The organism is Brevibacillus sp. JB24b, assembly GCF_051713385.1.
In the GTDB taxonomy this organism is placed as follows: domain Bacteria; phylum Bacillota; class Bacilli; order Brevibacillales; family Brevibacillaceae; genus Brevibacillus_B; species Brevibacillus_B laterosporus.
In genome coordinates, this window is sequence record NZ_JBNVQV010000001.1 from 752,501 (window position 1) to 776,025 (window position 23,525).

The following is a 23,525-nucleotide window of genomic DNA, read 5'->3' on the forward strand; positions in this document are numbered from 1 at the left end:
ATACGGTAGCAAATCGGCTAGCAAACAACTTTACTGTTCAGTTTTGAGAGAGCATTCTCTCAATGTCTGGTGATGATGGCAGAGGGGTCACACACGTTCCCATTCCGAACACGACCGTTAAGCCCTCTAGCGCCGATGGTACTTGCTCATTCGAGCCGGGAGAGTAGGACGTTGCCAGGCCGGTAACCTTCAAGGTTACTGAAACAATTATTTTGTTCTTTGAAAACTGGATAATGATAGAAAGCATACAAGGCAAACGTTCTTACTTTTAGTAGGAACATGCAATAACATTAGTGCAAACCGCCATGGATGGTCTACTAAAGACGCCACGTCATGTGGCAACGTAGACACTAGCACATCCTGTGCGTCGTGGTTAAGTTAATAAGGGCACACGGTGGATGCCTTGGCGTTAGGAGCCGAAGAAGGACGCAGCGAACTGCGATAAGCCTCGGGGAGTGGTAAGCACACTTTGATCCGGGGATTTCCGAATGGGGGAACCCACCATCTGTAATGGGATGGTATCCTTCACTGAATACATAGGTGATGAGAAGGCAGACCCGGTGAACTGAAACATCTAAGTAGCCGGAGGAAGAGAAAACAATAGTGATTCCGTCAGTAGTGGCGAGCGAACGCGGAAGAGCCTAAACCGTAGGATTTATCCTACGGGGTTGTGGGGCGTTTCATATAGGAGTTACAAAAGACAGATGTAGGTGAACAGTTTGGGAAGACTGACCAAAGAGCGTGATAGTCGCGTAACCCAAACATCTGTCTCTCCGAGACCAACCCCGAGTAGCGCGGGACACGTGAAATCCCGTGTGAATCTGGCAGGACCATCTGCTAAGGCTAAATACTACCTAACGACCGATAGTGAACCAGTACCGTGAGGGAAAGGTGAAAAGCACCCCGGGAGGGGAGTGAAATAGTACCTGAAACCGTGTGCTTACAAATAGTCGGAGCACTTTCTATGTGTGACGGCGTGCCTTTTGTAGAATGAACCGGCGAGTTACGATAGCGTGCGAGGTTAAGTCGAAGAGACGGAGCCGCAGCGAAAGCGAGTCTGAATAGGGCGAAAGTACGTTGTCGTAGACCCGAAACCGTGTGATCTAGCCATGTCCAGGGTGAAGGTAGGGTAACACCTACTGGAGGCCCGAACCCACGCACGTTGAAAAGTGCGGGGATGAGGTGTGGCTAGCGGTGAAATTCCAATCGAACTCGGAGATAGCTGGTTCTCCCCGAAATAGCTTTAGGGCTAGCCTCGGATTTAGAGTCTTGGAGGTAGAGCACTGATTGGACTAGGGGCCCTCATCGGGTTACCGAATTCAGTCAAACTCCGAATGCCAAGTACTTATATCCGGGAGTCAGACGGTGAGTGCTAAGATCCATCGTCAAAAGGGAAACAGCCCAGACCATCAGCTAAGGCCCCCAAGTGTATGTTAAGTGGGAAACGATGTGGAGTTGCCCAGACAACCAGGATGTTGGCTTAGAAGCAGCCACCATTTAAAGAGTGCGTAATAGCTCACTGGTCGAGTGACTCTGCGCGGAAAATGTAACGGGGCTAAACATACCGCCGAAGCTATGGCAGTCCTTATGGACTGGGTAGGGGAGCGTTCCAAGCAGCAGTGAAGCCGTATCGTGAGGAGCGGTGGAGCGCTTGGAAGTGAGAATGCCGGTGTAAGTAGCGAAAAGACAAGTGAGAATCTTGTCCACCGAAAGCCTAAGGTTTCCTGGGGAAGGCTCGTCCTCCCAGGGTTAGTCGGGACCTAAGCTGAGGCCGAAAGGCGTAGGCGATGGACAACTGGTTGATATTCCAGTACCACCTCTGTTCCGTTTGAGCAATGGCGTGACGCAGGAGGATAGGGTGAGCGGCCTATTGGATGGCCGTCTAAGCAGTAAGTGTGGTGTGTAGGCAAATCCGCACACCAATAAGCACAAGCTGTGATGGCGAGGGAAATATAAGTACCGAAGTCCCTGATTTCACACTGCCAAGAAAAGCGTCTAGCGAGGAACAAGGTGCCCGTACCGCAAACCGACACAGGTAGGCGAGGAGAGAATCCTAAGGTGCGCGGGATAACTCTTGCTAAGGAACTCGGCAAAATGGCCCCGTAACTTCGGGAGAAGGGGCGCCTCGGTAGGGTTTATAGCCCGAGGAGGCCGCAGTGAAAAGGCCCAAGCGACTGTTTAGCAAAAACACAGGTCTCTGCGAAGCCGCAAGGCGAAGTATAGGGGCTGACGCCTGCCCGGTGCTGGAAGGTTAAGGGGATGGGTTAGCGCAAGCGAAGCTTTGAACCGAAGCCCCAGTAAACGGCGGCCGTAACTATAACGGTCCTAAGGTAGCGAAATTCCTTGTCGGGTAAGTTCCGACCCGCACGAAAGGCGTAACGACTTGGGCGCTGTCTCGGCAAGAGACCCGGTGAAATCATAATACCTGTGAAGATGCAGGTTACCCGCGACAAGACGGAAAGACCCCATGGAGCTTTACTGTAGCCTGGTATTGAAACTTTGTGCATCATGTACAGAATAGGTGGGAAGCTGTGAAGCGAGGGCGCCAGCCTTCGTGGAGCTGTCGTTGGGATACCACCCTTGATGTACGGAGTTTCTAACTTGCCGCCCTTATCGGGTGGAAGGACCATGCCAGGTGGGCAGTTTGACTGGGGCGGTCGCCTCCTAAAGAGTAACGGAGGCGCCCAAAGGTTCCCTCAGAATGGTCGGAAATCATTCGTAGAGTGTAAAGGCACAAGGGAGCTTGACTGCGAGACCTACAAGTCGAGCAGGGACGAAAGTCGGGCTTAGTGATCCGGTGGTTCCGCATGGAAGGGCCATCGCTCAACGGATAAAAGCTACCCTGGGGATAACAGGCTTATCTCCCCCAAGAGTCCACATCGACGGGGAGGTTTGGCACCTCGATGTCGGCTCATCGCATCCTGGGGCTGAAGTAGGTCCCAAGGGTTGGGCTGTTCGCCCATTAAAGCGGTACGCGAGCTGGGTTCAGAACGTCGTGAGACAGTTCGGTCCCTATCTGTCGCGGGCGTAGGAAGTTTGAGGAGAGCTGTCCTTAGTACGAGAGGACCGGGATGGACGCACCTCTGGTGCACCAGTTGTCACGCCAGTGGCACAGCTGGGTAGCTATGTGCGGACGGGATAAGCGCTGAAAGCATCTAAGCGTGAAGCCCCCTTCAAGATGAGACTTCCCATAGCGCAAGCTAGTAAGACCCCTCATAGACGATGAGGTTGATAGGTTCGGTGTGGAAGTGCAGTAATGCATGGAGCTGACGAATACTAATCGGTCGAGGACTTATCCACATTGCCTTTATGCTGACTTCATTATCTAGTTTTGAAAGAACAACTCTTTCATACTGTTCCTCAGTAGCTCAATGGTGGAGCAACCGGCTGTTAACCGGTAGGCTGGCGGTTCGAGTCCGTCCTGAGGAGCCATATGGATGGATGTCCGAGCGGCCGAAGGAGCACGATTGGAAATCGTGTAGGCGGGGTCAACTCGTCTCGTGGGTTCAAATCCCACTCCATCCGCCATAATTTAAGGCCCGTTGGTGAAGCGGTTTAACACAGCAGCCTTTCACGCTGTCATACAGGGGTTCGAATCCCCTACGGGTCACCATTCATTTATCTGGAGGATTAGCTCAGCTGGGAGAGCATCTGCCTTACAAGCAGAGGGTCGGCGGTTCGATCCCGTCATCCTCCACCATTTTTATTTTCATATTGTCGCGGGGTGGAGCAGCTCGGTAGCTCGTCGGGCTCATAACCCGAAGGTCGCAGGTTCAAATCCTGTCCCCGCAACCAAAGTATGGAGCTGTGGTGAAGTTGGAGTTCACGCCGGTCTGTCACACCGGAGGTCGCGGGTTCGAGTCCCGTCAGCTCCGCCATTTCTTATTCAGGATATGGCAAGTATGTTTGGCTCGGTAGCTCAGTCGGTAGAGCAGAGGACTGAAAATCCTCGTGTCGGCGGTTCGATTCCGTCCCGAGCCACCTTTATTATGTAGGGGCATAGTTTAATGGTAGAACAAAAGTCTCCAAAACTTTTGGCGTGGGTTCGATTCCTACTGCCCCTGCCATTATAATTTTAGTATGGCGGTCGTGGCGAAGTGGTTAACGCATCGGATTGTGGCTCCGACACTCGTGGGTTCGATTCCCATCGATCGCCCTTTTTTTATGCGGACGTAGCTCAATTGGTAGAGCGTCGCCTTGCCAAGGCGAAGGTCGCGGGTTCGAGACCCGTCGTCCGCTCCATATATGGAGGTATAGCCAAGTGGTAAGGCACGGGTCTGCAAAACCCTCATCCCCGGTTCAAATCCGGGTACCTCCTCCATTTCAAACTATTAGGTATTTTTTTATAAATATTAACAATCTATGTTTAATTTTATAGAAAAGTATGATAGAATTATAAATTAGGAAATTGAAATGGTTATTTTTAATAAAACATGCCGGTATGGCGGAATTGGCAGACGCGCGCGACTCAAAATCGTGAGGGAAACCGTGGGGGTTCAAGTCCCTCTACCGGCACCATACGTAAGGAAATGCTTTCTTCTTTTTTGAAGAAAGCATTTTTGTTTTTATTACTATATTTCTAGTTGCAACATAAGCTATTTTGATTCAAACAATAAACACAGAGTCATTCGATAGGAAGATGGTAAGGGGGAAGACGGTGTGAAGTACGGTTTAAATAGTACACCACCTTGGAAGGTAACAATACCAGCAGCTGTGCAGTGGTTTATTGTAACTCTGTCGTGTAGCATTGCAGTACCTATTGTGATTGGTGAAGTTTATGGTTTAAGTGAGGTTCAAACAGCTTTATTTATTCAACAGACTTTGTTTTATATTGGATTAGCCTCTCTTATTCAGGCTTGGATTGGGCATAGATATCCTATGATGGAGGCGCCTGCAGGGTTATGGTGGAGTATTTTTCTTATGCTGGCTCAAATAGGTGCCACGATGGGATTAGCTCCAATGGAAATCGGACAATCCTTTCAAGTAGGAATGGTCATCTCTGGTTTGATCTTTTTAATTTTAGGTCTCACACGTTCTATAAGTAAATTGCAAAAACTGTTTACCCCTGCTGTAACAGGTACCTATATGATTTTACTAGCAATATCACTAGCTAGTAATTTTATTAAAGGGATGCTAGGGGTAGGTTATCATGGTGCAACTACCGTACTTCCTAACATCGCTTTAACCTCTATTGTTATTATTATGATTGTGTTACTATGTCAAAAAATAAAAGCTGTTGCTAGCTTTGCAGTATTAATCGGGATGTTGGCAGGCTGGGGAACATATGCTTTAATGGGGTGGACAGATCCTATTAGAGAATCATCGGCTTTGATAACTGTACCACGTTTATTTTTTTGGGGACCTTTTCATTGGGATTTAGGAATTGTAGTAACGTGTGTACTTACCACTTTAATTCTTTTAACTAATTTGATTACTAGTATTGCAGTAATTGGGGAAACAACGGAAGAAAAGGCAGAAAAGAGACACTTTGATAAAGGTGGGGTATTTACAGGTGTGTCCCATCTCATTTCTGGTTTGGCAGGAGTTGTGGGTATGATACCACTTACACTTGCTGCGGCGTTTATACAAACTACAAAAATTGCATCCAGATTACCATTTATTTTAGCCATGACTTTTATGATGATAATCGGGCTTCTCCCTTCTATTTCTAATATACTAGCAACATTGCCAACACCAGTTGCATATGCTGCTATGTTTGTTGCGTATGCTCAAATTCTAGGGTTTGGTTTGAGAGATTTTAAAAAAGTTCCTTTTAATGAACGAACGATTATTGTGGTAGGATGTTCTTTATTATTGGGCTTAGGTATCATGTTTGTTGCTCCCGATGCGTGGAAAACTCTACATCCTATGCTGAGTTTTTTATGTAGTAATGGACTACTGGTAGGTGTGCTGTTAGTTTTATTATTAGAACACATTATTTATCCTAATCGTGCTGTACAAACTGTAGATACAAAAAAAGACGAATCTGCTTCCTAGGCAATTCGTCTTTTTTGGGTTACTTTGTTGAAACAATAGCGGATTCCACAACTTCACCGCCATTTATTTCGATCATCATTCTAGCAGAGGAACCAATAATTTTTTCCTGTTCATTTGGTGATACATTTGGTGGAATAAAGATAATCTGTAGTAGCTCTGTACTGTCTGTTGATACACTGGTTCGAAGAGAATCAACAATAGGGCTCCCAAAGGCTCCATTTCCATCAGCTAAAATAATTTTTCCGTTCATGGTAACATTCCGTCCATTTAGGGCTGAATATACATCATTTTCTGTGCCTAATTGACAACGTATCGGAAGTTGTAACTTGTGAACATCATATAGACCAAAAGGAAGAAAATGCATAATTGACAAAAAGTTATTGATATCCACTGCCGAATTTACCCAGTGAAAAGGATTTCCTTGCAAAATTCGGCGTAACAATGCCTCAGAAGAAGGACGATATCGACTAGGGTCAATACCTAATGCTTTAAACCCTGCACGCCAGTAGCTGAGATTAGGAATATTCTTCATGGTTTCAAGAGAATGCTCTATTCGAAGAGATTCGATAAAATAATTCATACGACCCATTAGCATCTTAGGAGAACTAGAAAGTGACATTCCCGAATAATGAATCATCCCCAAAGAAAAACCCGGAAGCTTTTCTAACAGAGTGGCATCAATGGTTATGTACATGAAAAAGGCTCCTTTCAAATACAACCTTATAAAAATAGTATATCACTGTTTATAGACTTATAAAATTCCTCTATAGCAGTAAAACCAATAACAAACATGGAAAATAAAGGGTAAATTATTTGTTTTTATGTAACAGATCACGTAACATGAGAAAGAGATTTCAATGAAAATATTTTTGTAGAGGGCTCTGTCCTTTTGTAAAATAGAAATAGAAACCAAGGAGGGAACAGAACGACGATGAAGGAAGTAACAATTTATACAGACGGAGCATGCTCGGGTAATCCTGGTCCAGGTGGTTGGGGTGCGGTTCTGTTTTATGGTGAGCATAAAAAAGAGATGTCAGGATCAGCTGAACAAACGACGAATAATCGAATGGAATTGCAGGCGGTTATCGAAGCTCTGAAGATTCTCAAGGAGCCCTGCAAAGTTACTATATATAGTGATAGTGCCTATGTTGTAAATTGCTTTCAACAGCGGTGGCATGTAGGTTGGGTGCAGCGAGGATGGAAAAATAGTAAAAACCAACCTGTAGAGAATCAGGAGCTATGGAAAGAGCTTCTGTCACTCATGGAAATACACCAGGTCGATTATGTAAAAGTAAAGGGTCATGCTGACAATGAATGGAATAATCGTTGTGATGAATTGGCCACAGGAGCGATTAAACACCGGTGAAGCCATCTCTTCTAGACACAACATATTGGCAACAAATAAAAGAAACCATTCAACGTTATGCGGCAGAAATAGGCATTGATAAAATTGGATTTACCTCGGCAGATCCTTTTTTGGAATTAAAAGACAGACTGATAGTTCATCGTGAGAAAGGATATGAGTCAGGATTTGAAGAGAAGGATATTGATAAGCGTGTGTATCCTGAGCTTACTCTTGAGGGAGCACGTTCTATCATCGCTATTGCGATTGCCTATCCTTCCAAGATGACCAATTTTCCCAAATCAGAGCCTGAGGCGTATAGAGGAATTCTAGCACGCTCTGCATGGGGATTAGATTACCATCACGTTCTACGTGATAAATTGAACCAACTTGCTGATTTTATTCAAACGTTGGAACCAGATGCACGTTTAGAATCTATGGTAGATACGGGTGTCCTATCTGATCGGGCTGTGGCTGAAAGAGCGGGAATAGGATGGGTAGGGAAAAATTGCTCCATTATTACCCCGGAATTCGGCTCTTATGTCTATCTGGGAGAGATGATTACGAACCTTCCGTTACCATCGGATCAGCCAATGGAGGATCAGTGTGGAGAATGTACACTTTGTTTGGATACTTGCCCTACTCAAGCCTTAGTTCAAGGTGGACAACTAAATTCACAGAGATGTGTAGCTTTTCTAACTCAAGTGAAGAATGAAATCCCAGAAGAATTCCGAGAAAAAATAGGAAATAGATTATATGGTTGTGATACCTGTCAGACGATATGTCCTAAAAACAAAGGTATGAACTTTACACATCATCCAGAGACTTTACCAGACCCAGAGCTAGTAAAACCTTTGCTAAAGCCTTTACTTACAATTGGAAACAAAGAATTTAAGGCGAGATTTGGAACATCTTCAGCTGCTTGGCGTGGTAAAAAGCCTATACAAAGAAATGCCATTTTAGGTTTAGCGCATTTTAGAGATAAGTCAGCAATACCAGACTTAATCGAGCTTTTGAATAAAGATTCACGTCCAGTTATCCGAGGAACTTCTGCGTGGGCATTGGGGCGAATTGGTGGAGAGCTAGCAATGGACGCATTAGAATTAGCCAATCTCAAGGAACAAGATGAGTCTGTTATGCAAGAGATACAAAAAGCATTAAAAAAGCTAGAAGATAAAGAACGTGACAACAAGTAATCATATCTGGAGGGTTACGTCCGTAGTATCTAGCGCATATCAATGCTGAATATAAAGGAGAGAGTAAGGGATGAATGTATTGCATTACTCTTATATGGATGCACCCATTGGGGGATTAATTTTAGTTACTAATCAAATAGGTGTCTGTTATATCCAATTTGGACAAGATGAGACAAGCATGCATGCCATCCAAAGCTGGGCAAAAAAATGGAAATATACCTTAGCTGATCAGCCCACTCCAGAAAAACATCATGAACTTCATCAACAATTGCATGATTATTTCCGAGGAAAACGTAAAATATTTTCCTTTCCAATAGATCTGCATGGAACAATGTTTCAGAAAAAAGTTTGGAATGCATTACTTACTATTCCTTATGGTGAGACACGTTCATATAAAGATATTGCTTGTAGTATTGGTTCAGATAAGGCGGTTAGGGCAGTAGGCGGGGCTAATAACAAAAATCCAGTCTCATTGCTTGTTCCATGCCATCGAGTAATTGGGGCGAATGGCGCACTGGTCGGATACGGCGGAGGTTTATCAATAAAGGAACAATTGCTTACTTTAGAAGGTGTATTACCAATTGCTAAATAGCCAAAAATGAAATAGGTTTACTAGCTGCATGTCTGTTTTCATGCATGTTCATGGGTCAAGGCTCTTATCCATATAATTAGCAATAGATGCTAGTTGCTCGATCAAGATTGCTATAAGCATGGGGAATACTTGATCAGAAGCGTACATCCCGAAATGGAAGGGAGCATACGTATGGTTGGAGAAGCTTGGAGGAAGGAAGTAAACCAATATCTCGGAGAAGTAGACAGGGCACTTCTAAGCCTAGATTTTTCTATTTCGTCCCAACAATTGAAAATTACCGAAGAAGCAAAGACGGCTATTAGGTATTGGCAATCAGCTTGGCTTCGATGGAAGAGTGTACAACACGATTCAGACAGCTGGTCATTACAGGCTGTTCATACAAAGTTAACACCAATTTATGAGGCTGTGTGCTCTTCCAATGTTATGGTATCAGGACTTCTTCATAGAAGGATCTATTTCAGACCGGCCCCATCTGCACCTCTTGAGTTTTATGAAATGCAGACCACCGAACAGATTAAATTAATCTCTGATGATGGTAGCCTGTGGAATTTTGAACAGGTATGGGGAATGCCAATGCCGTTATTTCATGGCAGTGATTCCGACTTGACGAATTCCATGAATAGCAAAGAGAAACGTAATCCCTCACATAACAATTTACCTAATCCTGAAGTGGATTCAGAGATCCATCCGGTTGTTCTATCCTATAGTTATAATCGTGAAGCTGCTGTTGCTTATGCAAATCAGTTTTGGGAAACTCCCAACCCAGCATATCCTTATTTTCAAGATGATTGTACCAACTTTATTTCTCAATGCTTGCATGCAGGTGGAATTCCAATGATATTTACTAATAGTAGAGCAAAAGGATGGTGGTATCGTCATCGCAAAGAGGGGTGGAGTTTTAGTTGGGCCATTGCAAATAGCCTAGAATCATTGTTGGCTAAAGGGGGGGCTCCTTTTTACGCTCAACAAAGAGGAACTCCGCAGGAATTGGAGATTGGCGACATCATTTGTTATGATTTTACTGGGGATGGTAGATGGGATCATAATACAATTGTAGTAGCAAAAGATGAACAGGGACTTCCGTTAGTGAATGCACACACGTTTAATGCTCAGTATCGTTTTTGGGAGTACCTAGATTCTACTGCTTATACGCCTGCTATTAAATACCGCTTCTTTCATGTGATGGCTGTAGAAAATTGAAACATCGCTTGTTGTTACTACCATACAAGAGTTAAGATTAAGTAAAGCCACAAACTGGGGAATTTGAACCAAATCATTTATTGTTGGTAAAATCACTAAAAATGATCAAAAACCTTAAAGAGTAGTTTGCTTCTTTTTAGATGAGGAGACTGTTCTTTAGGGTTTTCTTACTAATGTTTTTTCAAACATATCGAAATGATCTTTTTTGCGATAAGATGATAGTGAGCTTGTTAGAGGAGAGATAGCGTCTATGTCTTTACACATCGTACTACATGAACCATTAATTCCAGCCAATACAGGGAATATTGCTAGAACTTGCGCAGCAACTGGTGTTCATTTGCATCTCATACGTCCACTTGGCTTTTCAACTGATGACAAAGCTCTTAAACGAGCAGGATTGGATTATTGGCATGCCGTAAATATCAGTTACTACGATAATTTTGAACATTTTGCCCAAGTTCATGAGCATAAAACAGATCGCTTTTTCTTCGTAGAGACAAATGGGACGAGGTCTTATAGCGATATCGATTTTCAACCTGGTGATTTTATTATCTTAGGTAAAGAAACTAGTGGCATCCCACAAGAAATTATGGATAGATACAATCCTAGTCAAATTGTTCGTATTCCTATGGGAGGCGCAACCAGATCTATGAATTTATCCAACTGTGCTGCCATTGTTACTTTTGAAGGGCTACGGCAGATTGGATTTCCAGGATTGGATTAAGCTAGCTCGTTGTTTTTTTGAAGATAAATATAAGGTAGGGTATTCAAAGGGAGGAACACATGTCACAGGCAACCACAGTTTTTTTTGATTTAGATGGAACATTATTAGAAATGCATACAGATCAATTCGTGGAGAACTATTTAAAAGAGTTAGCGATGTTTGTTGGAGATGCCTTTGAATCAAAGCAGTTGATTGGGTGGCTATGGGAGTCTACAAAAGCAATGATTATTAATAAGGAAGCAGATAAAACCAACGAACAGATATTCATTGAGAATTTTGTGAAACATAGCGGAGCGAAAAAAGAAGATGTATGGCCTATCTTTGAAAAATTTTATCTGGAGCTATTTCCAAATTTATCACACTACACAAATCCATCACCTTGGGGAAAAAAATTAGTGCAAGCAGCTAAAGAGGCAGGTTATCGTGTTGCTGTTACAACCAACCCTGTTTTTCCTAAAGAAGCTATATATGGGAGATTAGCTTGGCTTGAATTAACTCCTGAAGACTTTGAATGGGTAACGGTGTATGAGACCTCTCACTTCACGAAGCCAAATGTGGAGTATTATCGTGAAGTTTGTGAGCGTCTACAAGTAGAGCCAGAAGAGTGTATCATGGTAGGTAATCATATGCAGGAAGACATGGTAGCAAGTCAGCTAGGTCTAAAAACCTTTTTGGTGACCAATTACATGGAAGATCGAGGGGAGCCTACCTATCAGGTAGATCAGCGGGGAACGATTGAGGAATTATATCAAGCAATTATAAATCGTCAAGGTGTTTTTGCTTAAGCTTAACGATCATCAATAGAAGTGTTCAAAAGAAAAGGGAACGAAAAAGGAATCAGAGAACAAGGAAATCAAAAGAAAAACTAAGCTGCCAGACAATCGGCAGCTTTTTTGTATGACTATTTCTTTCAAAGTTCTGGAACATTGTTTCCTTCATTTTCTGAAATAACAATATAGCCTTCTTGGCGTAGTAAGGCTGATGTTACTCCTTGACCAGGAATACGCTGATTGGAAAATTGCCCGTTATAAATCCTGTGGCTTCCACAAGATGGACTATTTTCTTTTAGAATGATATGAGTTGCTTGGTATTGTTTAGCAAGCTGGAGAGTTTGATAAGCTCCTTCTATATATAAATGGGTTACATCACGTCCAGATTTCTCCACGACTTTTGCTGTGCCGCGTAAGACATCGCTCCCATTACCCCCGATAATTTCAGCTGACTCTCGTGGTGTAATAAAACCGCCGAGTAGTTCAGGGCAAACCATTACTGCTTTGTTTTGATCGACTAATTCCTTCACCTTCTCGTTAAGGCTGTGGCTACCGTTATAACGGCAATTGAGGCCAGCTAGACAGGAGCTGACGAGGAGCATGTTCGCTTCACCTTTCTTTTCTTTACCTATTAAAAATAACCAGCTCAAGTTCACAGGAATGTGTGGCTCGTCTGGTTATCAAAGCGTTGAGATATTTAGAAACGTATAAGAATTTGGAAGCGCATCAAATTCTCAAAACGAACAAAACCACAGAATCGTACGAACTTTTACTTTACATATTCCAGGTCTTATCTTCGTTATATCCTGCCGTCAAGATGAAGAATAGAAAGACGACGAATACTCCCCCAACAATAAACGTACCCATAGAGTAGAGCTCCTTTCTTTACTGTAGTACATCCATTATAACGTAGACTGACTTTTTTGCCTATTGCATGACTTGACAGAATTGTTTCATCTTTCACAAAAACTTCTAGCTACTTTAAAAGAAACATGATGGGCACATCTGCATATTCATAGGAGAGAACTTAATTTTCACCTGATATTTGGAGGTTTTTCAAGAATGCTGAAAAATATCGGGACATATAGTTGTAAAGATAACCTACAGTTGCGAGTTGAGAATTGGCCGGTTTAGGGAGGAGTGACTTGCATGGATATTTTAAAAAGAATTGCAGAGCACCGGGCCCGTGAAGGAAAGTTAACGTGGAAAGGCACGTTTGCTGAATATCTTGAGCTTGTCCGCAAACATCCACAAATTGCACAGACTGCTCATTCACGTGTCTACAACATGATTAAAAGCCATGGTATTGAAGAAAATGAAGGTGGTAGCAGGAGTTACAAATTTTTCGGACGTGAAATCTATGGTTTAGATCGTAGTGTTGAGCGACTGGTGGAGGAGTACTTCCATTCTGCAGCAAGAAGATTGGACGTCAGAAAAAGAATCCTGTTGCTAATGGGGCCAGTCAGCGGGGGGAAATCGACAATCGTAACGATGCTGAAGCGTGGTTTGGAGGAGTATTCCCGTACAGATGAAGGTGCAATTTATGCGCTAGACGGCTGCCCTATGCAAGAAGAACCACACCACTGACAAGTAACCCATTAAATTATTTCTTATCTTAACTCAAAATTCACTATCTCCACAACAGGAGGAGCTGCAACTTTTCCGACCTTCGGTGGCTCAATCACTCTTATTGTCATACTACGAAAGATGGCATGAACCGCAGCCTTTTTAGATTCATAGGAAAGCGTGTTCCAATTAGCCTTAACGCTACTAATCCACATTCTCACTTCTTCCTCAGAAGCCCTAACATCTTCTGTCTCTAACTGTAGCAAAAGATCATTTTCTCTTTCCTGCAACTCTGCAATTTTCTTCTTATAATCCTCTTTCGCAATGTCTCCATCTACGTATAGTTCTTTAATACGTGCTTTTTTCCCTTGGATATGGACAAGTTCCTTTTGTATTTGTTGTGCGTCTATTTCGGGTTCCTTTTCTGCAAGGTACTCTTTTTCGTCGTACATAGAAAAATACATTGTTTCTAAAAAAGCCTTTTCAATTGCTTCTTCAGCAATGACTGTTACTTTACATGTGCCTGTACGGAATCGTCCAGCGCATTTGTAAAAACGGTGCACTCCACCACTTTTACGTTTTTTAAATGCTCCAGTAAAAGAATGTCCACACTCTTCACACTTAGCTATGCTGGAAAAGGGATAGTGGTTATCAGACCTAAACGCCATAAAACTACGTTCCTTCATTAGCCCTTGTATATCATCCCAATCACTTTTTGAAATTAAAGGTTCAAAGTTTTCTTGTTCGTACTTTGCAATTACTGTCTCAGTATTTTTCCCTTTCGCTGCACTTCTGAGATTCCAACGCACATAACCTGCATATATTGGATTTTTTAAAATATAGCGGACTGAATAATCGCTCCAAACCTCACCTTTTTTCGTACGAATTCCTCGTACATTAAGGTATTTTGCAATATTTTGTGAACCATTAGTTTTATATTTTTGAAAAATATATCGTACCCATGTCGCCTCATTTTCATCTGGTGTTAAAATGCCATCTTCAAGAGTATATCCATAGGGAGCAGGGGCACCATTTCTTTTTCCTTGTTCGCTCCGATGTAACATATTATCAAATACACGTTCTGCAATTGTTTCTCTTTCCCACTGCGCTAGAGTTGCGATTATGGTAATAAACATTCTTCCGGTAGCGCTTGTAGTATCAAATACTTCTGTACAACTTTTAAACTTAACGTCATGCTTGTCCATAACTTGTAATAGATGATGCAAGTCGGATACCGACCGAACAAAACGATCCAATCTATAAACCAGGACAACATCTATCTTTTGACGTTTAATATCTTCTATAAGCCGTTTTAGAGCTGGCCGATCCATGTTCTTAGCAGAGTATCCCTCATCCGCATAATCTTCCACTAGTGACCAGCCTTGGCTTTGTATGAACGCTTTAAGTCGTTCATCCTGCGTTTGGAGCGATACTCCGTCTTCGCGTTGCATTTCTGTAGAAACTCGACGATATGTGCCAACCCTCAAATGACTATCTCCTTTCGATTTGCTATTCAAATTTATATTATCAGTTTATGACTAATAGTAAAAAATGCAAATTTATCAGTGAAAGGAAAAATTTTCATGATATAATGGCTAGGTACAATAGAATCGGCTCTCTCAATGGCGATCTTGGCTCATCCCCATGTCACAGTAGCAAGGGGGTGATGCTCATGTCCGTATACGAAGCACTTATGGTAATGTTTGCATTTGGAACATTTATCATTGCTTTAATTGGGCTATTTGTCAAAATGACAAAAAAGTAAGATCGCCATTGAGCCCGCAAAAGCTTGACGATCTTACTTTGTGACCTGAGCCAGCCCCATTGGGAGACAGCTTATTGTACAAACCGTAGGTGCTACCAACACCTGCGGTCTTTTTTATTATATGTGTTTGTATCCTTATAATACCACATTAAGAGAAGAGATAAACAGTAGAATAATTAGACAATAGGAAAATTTTCCATGATATAATGACTAGGTACAATAGAATCGGCTCCTCAAGGGCGGTTGGCTCACTCTCTTTTACCCTAACAGGGAAGGGGGTGAGAATATGGAGGTATATCAAGCGTTATCACTGATGTTCATGTTTGGCATGTTCATCCTTGCTTTGTTAACCTACTTAAAAAAGAAATGACCTCCCTTGAGCTTGGAAGGCTGGGAGATCATTCTCACTTCTAACACTTGAGCCAATCCCTTAGAGGGGATGGTCTATTGAACAAACCGTAGGTGTTACCAGCACCTGCGGTCTTTTTATTATATGTGTTTGTATCCTTATAATACCACATTAAGGGAACCGATAAACAGTAGAAATAATTAGGGAATAGGAAAAATTTTCATGCTATAATGTCTAGGTACAATAGAATCGGCTCTCTCAAGGGTGGTCGGCTCACTCCTATTCCAGGTGGAAGGGGGTGAAGCTATGACGGTATTTCATGCATTGACACTGATGATTTCTTTTGCAACTCTGGTCGTGTTAATACTGTCCTTCCATAAAAAGAAGTAGATCACCCTTGAGTTTCCCAGCTCAATGATCTACTTCATTCTGTAAATGAGCCACCCCTTTGAAGGGATAGTCTATTGTATGACCGTAGGTGTTGGAGCACCTGCGGTCTTTTTTATTATATGCGTACTTGTACACTTATAATACCATATTCTAGGTCTTTATAAAAAGCATTCCAACAATATAAATTCTATTATTAAGAAATGTTTAAAAAATTTGACTTTATTTTACATTATGGTAATATCTAGTGGGGATAAAAATTACAAATATTAGAAGGTGATATGATGTTTGCAAAAAAAGGGATACATTACTTTTTTTTAGCTTGTTATATACTTGCATTTTCACTGATATTAATCTCATGTGACGATAAAAAAAATTCGGTAGTTCTTGATAGCAATAAATTTAACAACATGTATGAGAATATTAAAAATAATTTTAAACCAGAAGGGTATGTTGAAATTACTGGTGATTGGAAAATTTCAACTATGGTTCCAACACTAGTGGGAGAATCTGAAAAGCAGCATGATGTATTTCAAGAAAATAATAAAACTTTAGTATATAAAAACGAAAAAGAAGGAATTATTGTTCAAATGGGTTTAACGCCTAGTAACACCGAAGCTTTTGAGTGGAAAAACGCAATTAGATATGCACCGAATTTTTATAACTCTCAAAAAAAAGATTATGGGATCTCAGATCATTATAGTGATGTGTATCCCAATACCGAGGTTAATACTTATATTTTCACGGGAAAAGGGCTGAATTTAAGCATAGTTTCTATTTCAGACAAAATAAAAGTACCAAATGGAATTGACCTTTCTGGTGATTTCCTCAATTCTTTTATGGAGTTTTTAAGCAAACAACCTTAACTATGGTTTTATAGCAAATTTGCTATGAAATATATAATTCATTTTTAGGAGGATTATTTTTATGAAGAAGAGTAAGGTATTACCATTATTGGCTTTAGGGGCGGCTTTATTATCAACTAATGTAGCCTCTACTGTATTTGCAGAAGACATTACTACCTATGAAAAAGATAGTAATCATCCAGATAAATATCGTGAGGTGGGCTCTTACAGTGAGCCAGAGTCTACTAGAGTTAAGAGAGATACTGGTATTACATATTATGCGGACGGGTATGTTAAGGGTACAGCTAAAGCAAAATATTATAAAGATGATAAAAAATTTGAATTGATTCACAAAGAATATGTAAGCTTTGTTAGAGGGGTTAAAATTAAGCATGAATATACTTCGAATGTTAAAGAAGTTGTTGAAAGTGAACATAATTTTAAAGGTGGTGTAGAATTTCCAATCAAAGTAGTAAAAGCGGATTTAGGATACGAGTATGTCTCGAAAGTAACTCATGTAATTGAAAAAGGGCAAAAACTGAATGCCGAGTTTGATGAACCAGGAGAATATGTTGTAAATATATATGCAGTAGGAAAAGTATACGATATTACTGCTGATTGGAAGGCAGTTAAATATCCTAATAATAAAACTACTGTGCGTGACAGACATATTGGTAGAATCACAGTTCCAACTGAGTTCCGTCATACTCAAGTTATTTTAGATAATTAAATGTAAAAGGGCTGGATTAACAATGATTTTCTCTAAAAAAAGAAAATGATCTCCTTTAGCTAACGAGCTAGGAGATCATCTTCAAGTAAATTTGACCCATTTTGAAACGTTGACCGTAGGTGTTGGTAGCACTTACGGTCTTTTTTATTATACCACGAACTAATTTTTCCTGTTAGACAATAGAAACGGCTTTCTCCTAACGTTAATAGATAGGTACCTAAATAAGACTATGGATTATGTTGGAAACTCATAGTAAACTAATGGGATTACAATAGATCGGTGCTCCTCGTTGGCGGTCGGCTCACTCCTATTCCAGGATGGAAGGGGGTGAAGCTATGATGGTATTTGAAGCAATTTCTTTAATGCTCACATTTGGGTTATTAATTGTTGCTCTACTGTCCTTCCATAAAAAGAAGTAGATCACCCTTGAGCCAGACAACTCAATGATCTACTTCATTCTGTAAATGAGCCACCCCTTTGAAGGGATAGGTCTATTGTATGACCGTAGGTGCTACCAACACCTGCGGTCTTTTTATTATATGCACACTTATACTCTTATAATACCATATTATAGGTGTTTATAAATATCTTTGATTAAAATAATATTACCTTCTAAGGCGAAAATTTGGCTACTTTCATATCTGACTGTAAAAAACAAGAAGAAAATAGATGATATTGAACGCTGAGGACTGTTACAATCATAGTAGTTTTGCACTAAATATCAGAAGGGTGCGTAGAGGGAAATATGATTGACATAGTTCTTTTTTATTTATTTTCTTTATTTGAGTATCTGGCGATATTTACTTTGATGTTTGCTTTATTCAGATTTGAATTGAAAGAATATCTAACTGAAATGGTAGTACTAAGTTTTATTATGACGTTCTTTTCGCATTATCTGAGGGCATTTTTACAAATAAATGATTTTGCTCCAATTGTTCTTTTGTTAGTGTTAGTTGTTTTATTTTGGGTAATAGGTCGAATACCTATTTTCTATGCTTCTGTAATGGTTGTAACATCCTATCTGATGTATGGGGTGTTTCAGTATATAACATTTATGATACTGAGCACATTTATTGTACTATCTTTAGAAGAGATTAGATTAAATTCTGAAGCTGGTTATCTGCTACAGATAACAACTATCATTCCAACCTTATTAGTTAGCTTTGGATTACGGAGAATGAATTTGGGGTTTGGTTTTATACCGACTGGGTTTGTACGAATTAAATTTCGAGGATATAATTTGGCGCTACTAATAACTGTCTGCATTAGTGTTGTACTATTTGGCTTTTTTAATTATTGGATATTTGCTAGAGGGAAATTCGCACTTATATCACTAATCTTTTTAGGTATATTAGGAGTATTACTTTATTTATCAAAAGAAAGGGATATCAAAAATGATTGATTCTTTAGCAGAGAAACTAGCTAAAAATATAAAAATTGCGAGTAAAGATGATAAAGTAAGTGAGGAAGTGATGAAATTTGCATTAATCATTATACTAAATACTTCTATTGTTATTTTTATTTCTTTACTAATTGGACAATTAACAGGAAAGATTGTAGAAACAGGGTTAACTATATTATCGTTTTCACTTTTAAGGATTGTATCTGGGGGATTCCATTTTAAATCAGCAAAACTATGCATAGTTACTTCAACTTTATTCGCTGTTATTTTGCCTCATATACCAATCGCCCCAGGAATGAATTATATTTTATTAGTTTTAAGTCTCTTATTAATTGTATTGTATGCTCCTAGCAACATAGAGGGGCACTCAAGAATACCGAAGGAAAAATATTCACAGTTAAAAATTTTATCTGTTATTATTATATTAAGTAACTTTATATTTCTTTCTCCCATTTTATCAAAAGCGTTTTTTATACAATCCATTACATTGATTAACAGAGGAAGGTAAATGACATGAGAATAAGACTAGCTCGTTCTGTTTCTGTAATACTGACTTCGATGGCAAACTTTTTCGTTAGTACTGCATCGGCTTTTATGGTACATCAACCAAAACCTCCCAAAGAATTACTTAAAAATAAAGGTTGAAACTAATGCCTAGTTTCCCTGTTGTTGACAGAAAGAATAATTGTATCGTTTATTTAGATACAAATGATGTTTTACTTGTGAAGTTTGCTAGAGACGGAAATATTATATTTGCAGAAGGAAACAATCAGTATCGTGAATTCCACGTATTAGATGATTGGAGCTTATTTTTAAAGCCTGAGGGATTTGAATGGATAGACAGAGGGAATATTGTAAATATGAATAAAATTGAATCCCAAAAAAATCAATATGTATTTTTTAATCCCCCATACAACATTAAAGAGAATCAAGTGTATTCAACTGTCTCACGGACTTATATTAATAAAGTAACAGAAATTCTTAGGAATAAAAAATAAAGATCAAGAGAGCCGTATGGCTCTTTTTTTGTTATAAAAAAATGATTTTTTTGATTTGTCAACAATTTTTCGTACGTATGAAAATAAGTAAATTTACTACATTTTACATGTTAAAATTTTACTAAGATTAAATTATATAACTCATTTTCCTAAAAGGTAATATATGAAATTGTTTAAATTAGTGTCGAATTTAATGAAAGATAGTCCCGTTTAATATTTTGCTGGGAGTATGTAATATGACTAAAACAAGAGATGATGACAAGTCTTGAAGGAGGAGTTAATGTGGTGGAGAGAAGTCAAGGGAAAGCAACTGACACAAAGGTTGAAGTTACAATAAATGAAATATTAGAGCAGATTTTTTTAGATACAAAAAAACCCTCCACATTATCTAAATGAGGAGGGGCTACTCTTTATTATTAATTGACCTTTTTGCTCGAACGAAAGCAATGAACTCTAAAGCTTCCTCTTTAGTCAGAGGATTACCATCTACATTCAACAGACTTATTTTGTCTAAAATTTGTTCATCTGTTAACTCCAAGCTATCAACAAATAAACGGACATTATCAGTGAGAGTGCTTTTAGGATTATCAGTTCTACCTAGAAGATAGTCGATAGAAACATCAAAAAAATTAGCAAGTTTTCCTAAAGTATCACTGTCAGGTTCTCTATCTCCGGTTTCCCACATACCAACGGTACTTTTACTAACGCTGATTTTGGTTGCGAAGTTCACTTGAGAATATCCTCTTTTTTTTCTTAATTCAGCTATTCTCTTTCCGAATACAATAGACAAACTTACCACCACCTAGCTTGATTTTACCACGAAATGTGGGTTTAACTATATTAGATCACTAAAAGTGGGAAAAAACGTTGACATACCCACAGATAGTGGGTTATAGTCTAATTAAAGATCACAAATGTTGAGAGGTGAAATGAAAATGAAGCATCATAGAAAGACGATCTTGCAGCAATTGAGAAAGGAGAAGAAGCTTACCCAAAAGGAAGCTGCACAAAAAATAGGGATTTCATTTAGTATGTTTTCGAAGATTGAAAACGGCGAACGTTTTGGTAGTTATGAAACATTGAATGCTATCGCTACTTTCTTTGAAACAACTGTGGATTATTTATGCGGTAATTATACCCACAGATAGTGGGTGTATTATTCTCCCAATCCGAAATAAGAAGCGGATAGGACAAACTTCCTCACTCATATACATCTAAAAACAAACAAAAGAGGTGTTGTTGTATATGAAGATCATGCTGAATCACGAACAAACGAAACGCTTTTTCGATGCAATCATGCCGGAAGTAATTGAACTGATTAAAAAAGAAAAGCTGATGAAATTGAAACAAGAAGAACAGCAAGAAAATATTGACGATCAGTTAATTATTCCCGCACAGTAGCGGGGTTTCTATGGCGGACAAGCTAGGGTGATTACGTGAATACTTTCGATTACATAATCAAAATCCCCCAGGTGAGCAGCCCAAGGGATTGCAAGGAATAGCGAGCACACTTTAATTGTACACAAAAATCAAAATTGTGATGGTAAAAGGAAGGCGAACAAATGAGCGTTAAAGTAGCAAAACTAAACAGGAGGAACAATGAATAATGGAACGTGACATTAATAGCTATGGTTTTCAGCTTGGCAATTCGTTGATGGAACTAGATATGACACAACAAAAATTTGCAGAAGAAGCAAACGTGAGCAGAGAAACGGTATCTGCTTATAAAAACGAAAGGGCCAATGCTCCATCTGACATCAAAGCTAAATCTGTACATATAACGGACAACCCTTTTCTAGCGATTGCCGCCGCACATGAAAGTAGTGGTGGGACAAGCGCACCTATCTTAAACGGAAACAACGTTGAAATGAATCGACACACTTGCTTGATAAAAACGGTTGAGGAGCTAGAGGAACTCTTGGTAGCAATTAAAGCCGTTAAGCCCATTCTAATTAAACCACCTAACCAGTACACAGTAGAAGAACGTATGCAGATCGAAGCAATGCTACAGGAAACGCTCGATGTGAACACCTCATGCACTAACATGACAGCCATCATTTGCAAAGAAACAAAGATATCATGGATCGGACAATGGACGAAGCATACAACTAAGCTAGTTGCCCGTGGTTTTCTAAAAATCGTGAAAGGGTGATTGGAATGAATTACGAGTGGAATAACAGGCTATTGGATGTTTTAGAACGGACGTATCCTTATGACGCTAATTTAATGACTCTTTTGACTGGGACAAATCTTTACAGCGATGAGTATTTGGAACGTTTAAAAGAATTCAAAGTGGAAGGTTGTGTGAGTAATGTTGGTCAATAGAATTTCGCCTGAATTTGCTTTAGAGGTTATTGAAATGATTTGCGATGCTGACCAATCAAAAGGGAGATCAGTGGTAACAATCGAGGAAGTTTTGGAGCTGGCTACACAAAAAAACAGCCTGCGGGAACAGACTGTTTAAGGATTAAACATGGTACCTATAAGATAACACAGACATAAATGTTGGACAAGCATAAATCAATATTTTGCGGAGATCGTCTCCGCATGGGGCTTGCAATGAGTTGTAAGTCGCATGGGCAGACGATATGCCTAATAGAAAGGAGTGAGATAGGTTGAGTGAACAAAATTCAATAAAGAATCGAGAAGAAGAGTTAAGAAGATATGTGCGCGAAGGGAAGATAACACCAAATCAGGCACGTGAAGAATTAGAACTTCTTCCGGAAAGAGAAATTGCGGTTTTTTTACCTACTTCACAAGAAATTGAAGAAATGTCTATTGAAGATTTTGGGGATTGGATCGAAAAAGCAAGCATTGAGTTACCACATAGAGTGGTCGAGAGAAACCCTCTTTACTTTTTCAAAAAGAGGATTTCTCAATTACTCAATGATGGCAATCTGTCAGAAGCTGAGAAGGAGAAGAAAATTTTGAAAGCGATCGAAAAATTTAGGGAGGATTTTAATTTTTAATTTCGATGATGGATACTAGTTTAATTTTTTCTCCTTCTAAATTGATAAAAGGCAAACTGAGCTTATTGTCCAAAGATTGGGCATTAAGTAAATAAGGGAATAGCGGGCTTGTTTCTTCAGAAATATTAGCTTTATAAAGTATTTTAATTAGTGAATCAAACAGCAAAGGCAGACTATTTATCCTTTTAAAGGGATCACTCCTAAAATACTGTGGCTGATCTCTACAATCATCCACATATGAATCCTGAATTAGCTTTAAAAATGTAGTGGCGTTACTTCCAAAAGGTGTAAATCTGACAGTTTCAACATCTCCAGATTCATCTATGAATTTTTGACTAACGTAATTGCCTTTTGTTTCAACGAAATCACCGCACCAAAGGGAATTGTTGATATTAACAACAAATTTTAAATTTTTTTGGTATAGAGGATACAAATCGTTGCTTGTGATGTTTTTAAGCAAATAATCTAACGCTTGTAATTGCGGTAAAGAATACATTATCTCCCCTTCTTTCGTATTTTTGTGAACTGACAATTAACTAATTCGACAGAAAAGTGGAAAATCCTACAAATTTGGACATAAGCGGAGATCGTCTCCGCATGGGGCTTGCAATGAGTTGTAAGTCGCATGGGCAGACGATATGCCTAAAAAATTACATAAAAGGTCAATGGGCGATGGCGACCTTAGAAAAGAGG

Annotated in this window: 28 protein-coding genes, 12 tRNA genes, 2 rRNA genes and 1 pseudogene; 38 read left to right on the forward strand and 5 right to left on the reverse strand. The window is 39.9% G+C overall.

What is annotated here, in order from left to right:
- Nucleotides 1-65 precede the first annotated feature (65 nt).
- From rrf to ACQV1I_RS03990, 15 genes are all read left to right on the forward strand, one after another.
- Nucleotides 66-180 (forward strand): 5S ribosomal RNA (gene rrf / locus ACQV1I_RS03920).
- Nucleotides 181-371: 191 nt separating this feature from the next.
- A 23S ribosomal RNA gene (locus tag ACQV1I_RS03925) occupies nucleotides 372-3,300 on the forward strand.
- A 57-nt stretch (nucleotides 3,301-3,357) separates the two neighbouring features.
- A tRNA-Asn gene (locus ACQV1I_RS03930) sits at nucleotides 3,358-3,432 on the forward strand.
- A 3-nt stretch (nucleotides 3,433-3,435) separates the two neighbouring features.
- Nucleotides 3,436-3,528: transfer RNA gene (locus ACQV1I_RS03935), tRNA-Ser, on the forward strand.
- A gap of 8 nt (nucleotides 3,529-3,536) precedes the next feature.
- Nucleotides 3,537-3,613, forward strand: a tRNA-Glu gene (locus ACQV1I_RS03940).
- Nucleotides 3,614-3,624: 11 nt separating this feature from the next.
- Nucleotides 3,625-3,700: transfer RNA gene (locus ACQV1I_RS03945), tRNA-Val, on the forward strand.
- Nucleotides 3,701-3,718: 18 nt separating this feature from the next.
- Nucleotides 3,719-3,795: transfer RNA gene (locus ACQV1I_RS03950), tRNA-Met, on the forward strand.
- 6 nt (nucleotides 3,796-3,801) lie between these two features.
- Nucleotides 3,802-3,878, forward strand: a tRNA-Asp gene (locus ACQV1I_RS03955).
- Nucleotides 3,879-3,908: 30 nt separating this feature from the next.
- Nucleotides 3,909-3,981, forward strand: a tRNA-Phe gene (locus ACQV1I_RS03960).
- Between the two features lie 12 nt (nucleotides 3,982-3,993).
- Nucleotides 3,994-4,067 (forward strand) — tRNA-Trp (locus ACQV1I_RS03965).
- A gap of 16 nt (nucleotides 4,068-4,083) precedes the next feature.
- Nucleotides 4,084-4,156: transfer RNA gene (locus ACQV1I_RS03970), tRNA-His, on the forward strand.
- 10 nt (nucleotides 4,157-4,166) lie between these two features.
- A tRNA-Gly gene (locus ACQV1I_RS03975) sits at nucleotides 4,167-4,242 on the forward strand.
- A gap of 5 nt (nucleotides 4,243-4,247) precedes the next feature.
- Nucleotides 4,248-4,321 (forward strand) — tRNA-Cys (locus ACQV1I_RS03980).
- 114 nt (nucleotides 4,322-4,435) lie between these two features.
- Nucleotides 4,436-4,518 (forward strand) — tRNA-Leu (locus ACQV1I_RS03985).
- Between the two features lie 141 nt (nucleotides 4,519-4,659).
- A complete protein-coding gene (locus ACQV1I_RS03990) occupies nucleotides 4,660-5,997 on the forward strand; it encodes a purine/pyrimidine permease (RefSeq protein WP_116335385.1) in 1,338 nt (445 codons plus the stop codon).
- A gap of 19 nt (nucleotides 5,998-6,016) precedes the next feature.
- On the opposite strand, the gene ACQV1I_RS03995 is transcribed toward ACQV1I_RS03990, so the two are convergent.
- On the reverse strand, nucleotides 6,017-6,691 hold the full coding sequence (locus ACQV1I_RS03995; protein ID WP_116335384.1) for a B3/B4 domain-containing protein: 675 nt from the start codon (nucleotides 6,689-6,691) through the stop codon (nucleotides 6,017-6,019).
- Between the two features lie 237 nt (nucleotides 6,692-6,928).
- On the opposite strand from ACQV1I_RS03995, the gene rnhA reads away from it, so the two are divergent.
- The 6 genes from rnhA (at nucleotide 6,929) to ACQV1I_RS04025 (ending at nucleotide 11,836) form a co-directional block, all read left to right on the forward strand.
- Nucleotides 6,929-7,363 carry a ribonuclease HI gene (gene rnhA / locus ACQV1I_RS04000; protein ID WP_018673318.1) on the forward strand — a complete coding sequence of 145 codons (435 nt, stop codon included), beginning with the start codon at nucleotides 6,929-6,931 and terminating at the stop codon, nucleotides 7,361-7,363.
- Complete coding sequence (queG, locus tag ACQV1I_RS04005) at nucleotides 7,360-8,535, forward strand: tRNA epoxyqueuosine(34) reductase QueG (protein WP_116335383.1); 1,176 nt, start codon at nucleotides 7,360-7,362, stop codon at nucleotides 8,533-8,535. The genes rnhA and queG overlap by 4 nt, the downstream gene beginning before the upstream one ends.
- Before the next feature lie 70 nt (nucleotides 8,536-8,605).
- Entirely contained in the window at nucleotides 8,606-9,127 is a 522-nt protein-coding gene (locus ACQV1I_RS04010) for a methylated-DNA--[protein]-cysteine S-methyltransferase (protein ID WP_094702607.1), read from the forward strand.
- 129 nt (nucleotides 9,128-9,256) lie between these two features.
- Complete coding sequence (locus ACQV1I_RS04015) at nucleotides 9,257-10,327, forward strand: amidase domain-containing protein (RefSeq protein ID WP_236645939.1); 1,071 nt, start codon at nucleotides 9,257-9,259, stop codon at nucleotides 10,325-10,327.
- Nucleotides 10,328-10,577: 250 nt separating this feature from the next.
- Nucleotides 10,578-11,051 (forward strand): tRNA (cytidine(34)-2'-O)-methyltransferase, encoded by a 474-nt coding sequence (locus ACQV1I_RS04020; protein WP_094702611.1) that lies wholly within the window; start codon nucleotides 10,578-10,580, stop codon nucleotides 11,049-11,051.
- Between the two features lie 59 nt (nucleotides 11,052-11,110).
- Entirely contained in the window at nucleotides 11,111-11,836 is a 726-nt protein-coding gene (locus ACQV1I_RS04025; RefSeq protein WP_094702613.1) for an HAD family hydrolase, read from the forward strand.
- 125 nt (nucleotides 11,837-11,961) lie between these two features.
- Here ACQV1I_RS04025 and ACQV1I_RS04030 read toward each other — a convergent pair whose 3' ends face one another.
- The gene (locus ACQV1I_RS04030) at nucleotides 11,962-12,423 is read right to left on the reverse strand and encodes a DUF523 domain-containing protein (RefSeq protein WP_116335382.1); all 462 of its coding nucleotides are present in this window, start codon (nucleotides 12,421-12,423) and stop codon (nucleotides 11,962-11,964) included.
- A gap of 547 nt (nucleotides 12,424-12,970) precedes the next feature.
- Here ACQV1I_RS04030 and ACQV1I_RS04035 point away from each other — a divergent pair.
- Nucleotides 12,971-13,405 (forward strand): annotated as a pseudogene (locus tag ACQV1I_RS04035) (protein prkA); the annotation flags it as partial.
- A 26-nt stretch (nucleotides 13,406-13,431) separates the two neighbouring features.
- Here the strand turns inward: ACQV1I_RS04035 and ACQV1I_RS04040 are convergent.
- A complete protein-coding gene (locus ACQV1I_RS04040) occupies nucleotides 13,432-14,874 on the reverse strand; it encodes a recombinase family protein (protein WP_116335381.1) in 1,443 nt (480 codons plus the stop codon).
- Nucleotides 14,875-15,059: 185 nt separating this feature from the next.
- On the opposite strand from ACQV1I_RS04040, the gene ACQV1I_RS04045 reads away from it, so the two are divergent.
- From ACQV1I_RS04045 to ACQV1I_RS04090, 10 genes are all read left to right on the forward strand, one after another.
- Nucleotides 15,060-15,152, forward strand: a complete 93-nt coding sequence (locus ACQV1I_RS04045; RefSeq protein ID WP_161555160.1) for a putative holin-like toxin — start codon at nucleotides 15,060-15,062, stop codon at nucleotides 15,150-15,152.
- Between the two features lie 286 nt (nucleotides 15,153-15,438).
- Nucleotides 15,439-15,522: a putative holin-like toxin gene (locus ACQV1I_RS04050; protein WP_116335379.1), complete on the forward strand. Its 84-nt coding sequence runs from the start codon at nucleotides 15,439-15,441 to the stop codon at nucleotides 15,520-15,522.
- A gap of 285 nt (nucleotides 15,523-15,807) precedes the next feature.
- Nucleotides 15,808-15,891: a putative holin-like toxin gene (locus ACQV1I_RS04055; protein WP_438769943.1), complete on the forward strand. Its 84-nt coding sequence runs from the start codon at nucleotides 15,808-15,810 to the stop codon at nucleotides 15,889-15,891.
- A 281-nt stretch (nucleotides 15,892-16,172) separates the two neighbouring features.
- On the forward strand, nucleotides 16,173-16,754 hold the full coding sequence (locus ACQV1I_RS04060; RefSeq protein ID WP_116335378.1) for a hypothetical protein: 582 nt from the start codon (nucleotides 16,173-16,175) through the stop codon (nucleotides 16,752-16,754).
- 61 nt (nucleotides 16,755-16,815) lie between these two features.
- On the forward strand, nucleotides 16,816-17,463 hold the full coding sequence (locus ACQV1I_RS04065; RefSeq protein ID WP_116335377.1) for a hypothetical protein: 648 nt from the start codon (nucleotides 16,816-16,818) through the stop codon (nucleotides 17,461-17,463).
- 338 nt (nucleotides 17,464-17,801) lie between these two features.
- A complete protein-coding gene (locus ACQV1I_RS04070) occupies nucleotides 17,802-17,882 on the forward strand; it encodes a putative holin-like toxin (protein ID WP_438769944.1) in 81 nt (26 codons plus the stop codon).
- A 326-nt stretch (nucleotides 17,883-18,208) separates the two neighbouring features.
- Nucleotides 18,209-18,865: a hypothetical protein gene (locus tag ACQV1I_RS04075; protein ID WP_104150094.1), complete on the forward strand. Its 657-nt coding sequence runs from the start codon at nucleotides 18,209-18,211 to the stop codon at nucleotides 18,863-18,865.
- Nucleotides 18,858-19,373, forward strand: coding sequence for an accessory gene regulator ArgB-like protein (locus ACQV1I_RS04080; protein WP_116335376.1), 516 nt, complete (start codon nucleotides 18,858-18,860; stop codon nucleotides 19,371-19,373). Before ACQV1I_RS04075 ends, ACQV1I_RS04080 begins: the two co-directional genes overlap by 8 nt.
- A 5-nt stretch (nucleotides 19,374-19,378) precedes the next feature.
- Nucleotides 19,379-19,510, forward strand: coding sequence for a cyclic lactone autoinducer peptide (locus ACQV1I_RS04085; RefSeq protein ID WP_104150092.1), 132 nt, complete (start codon nucleotides 19,379-19,381; stop codon nucleotides 19,508-19,510).
- Nucleotides 19,511-19,515: 5 nt separating this feature from the next.
- On the forward strand, nucleotides 19,516-19,863 hold the full coding sequence (locus ACQV1I_RS04090) for a LytTR family transcriptional regulator DNA-binding domain-containing protein (protein WP_116335375.1): 348 nt from the start codon (nucleotides 19,516-19,518) through the stop codon (nucleotides 19,861-19,863).
- A 403-nt stretch (nucleotides 19,864-20,266) separates the two neighbouring features.
- Here the strand turns inward: ACQV1I_RS04090 and ACQV1I_RS04095 are convergent, their stop codons facing one another.
- The gene (locus ACQV1I_RS04095) at nucleotides 20,267-20,653 is read right to left on the reverse strand and encodes a helix-turn-helix domain-containing protein (protein ID WP_308471752.1); all 387 of its coding nucleotides are present in this window, start codon (nucleotides 20,651-20,653) and stop codon (nucleotides 20,267-20,269) included.
- A 145-nt stretch (nucleotides 20,654-20,798) separates the two neighbouring features.
- On the opposite strand from ACQV1I_RS04095, the gene ACQV1I_RS04100 reads away from it, so the two are divergent.
- From ACQV1I_RS04100 to ACQV1I_RS04125, 6 genes are all read left to right on the forward strand, one after another.
- Nucleotides 20,799-21,011 carry a helix-turn-helix domain-containing protein gene (locus ACQV1I_RS04100; RefSeq protein WP_104150090.1) on the forward strand — a complete coding sequence of 71 codons (213 nt, stop codon included), beginning with the start codon at nucleotides 20,799-20,801 and terminating at the stop codon, nucleotides 21,009-21,011.
- 97 nt (nucleotides 21,012-21,108) lie between these two features.
- A complete protein-coding gene (locus ACQV1I_RS04105; protein WP_161555158.1) occupies nucleotides 21,109-21,264 on the forward strand; it encodes a hypothetical protein in 156 nt (51 codons plus the stop codon).
- Nucleotides 21,265-21,469: 205 nt separating this feature from the next.
- Nucleotides 21,470-22,015, forward strand: a complete 546-nt coding sequence (locus ACQV1I_RS04110; protein ID WP_116335374.1) for a helix-turn-helix domain-containing protein — start codon at nucleotides 21,470-21,472, stop codon at nucleotides 22,013-22,015.
- Nucleotides 22,016-22,020: 5 nt separating this feature from the next.
- The gene (locus ACQV1I_RS04115) at nucleotides 22,021-22,188 is read left to right on the forward strand and encodes a hypothetical protein (protein WP_161555156.1); all 168 of its coding nucleotides are present in this window, start codon (nucleotides 22,021-22,023) and stop codon (nucleotides 22,186-22,188) included.
- Entirely contained in the window at nucleotides 22,175-22,327 is a 153-nt protein-coding gene (locus ACQV1I_RS04120) for a hypothetical protein (RefSeq protein WP_161555154.1), read from the forward strand. The genes ACQV1I_RS04115 and ACQV1I_RS04120 overlap by 14 nt, the downstream gene beginning before the upstream one ends.
- 151 nt (nucleotides 22,328-22,478) lie before the next feature.
- Nucleotides 22,479-22,832, forward strand: coding sequence for a hypothetical protein (locus ACQV1I_RS04125; protein ID WP_116335373.1), 354 nt, complete (start codon nucleotides 22,479-22,481; stop codon nucleotides 22,830-22,832).
- Here the strand turns inward: ACQV1I_RS04125 and ACQV1I_RS04130 are convergent.
- On the reverse strand, nucleotides 22,822-23,328 hold the full coding sequence (locus ACQV1I_RS04130; RefSeq protein WP_116335372.1) for a hypothetical protein: 507 nt from the start codon (nucleotides 23,326-23,328) through the stop codon (nucleotides 22,822-22,824). The two genes, ACQV1I_RS04125 and ACQV1I_RS04130, sit on opposite strands and share 11 nt — an antisense overlap.
- Between the last annotated feature and the right edge of the window lie 197 nt (nucleotides 23,329-23,525).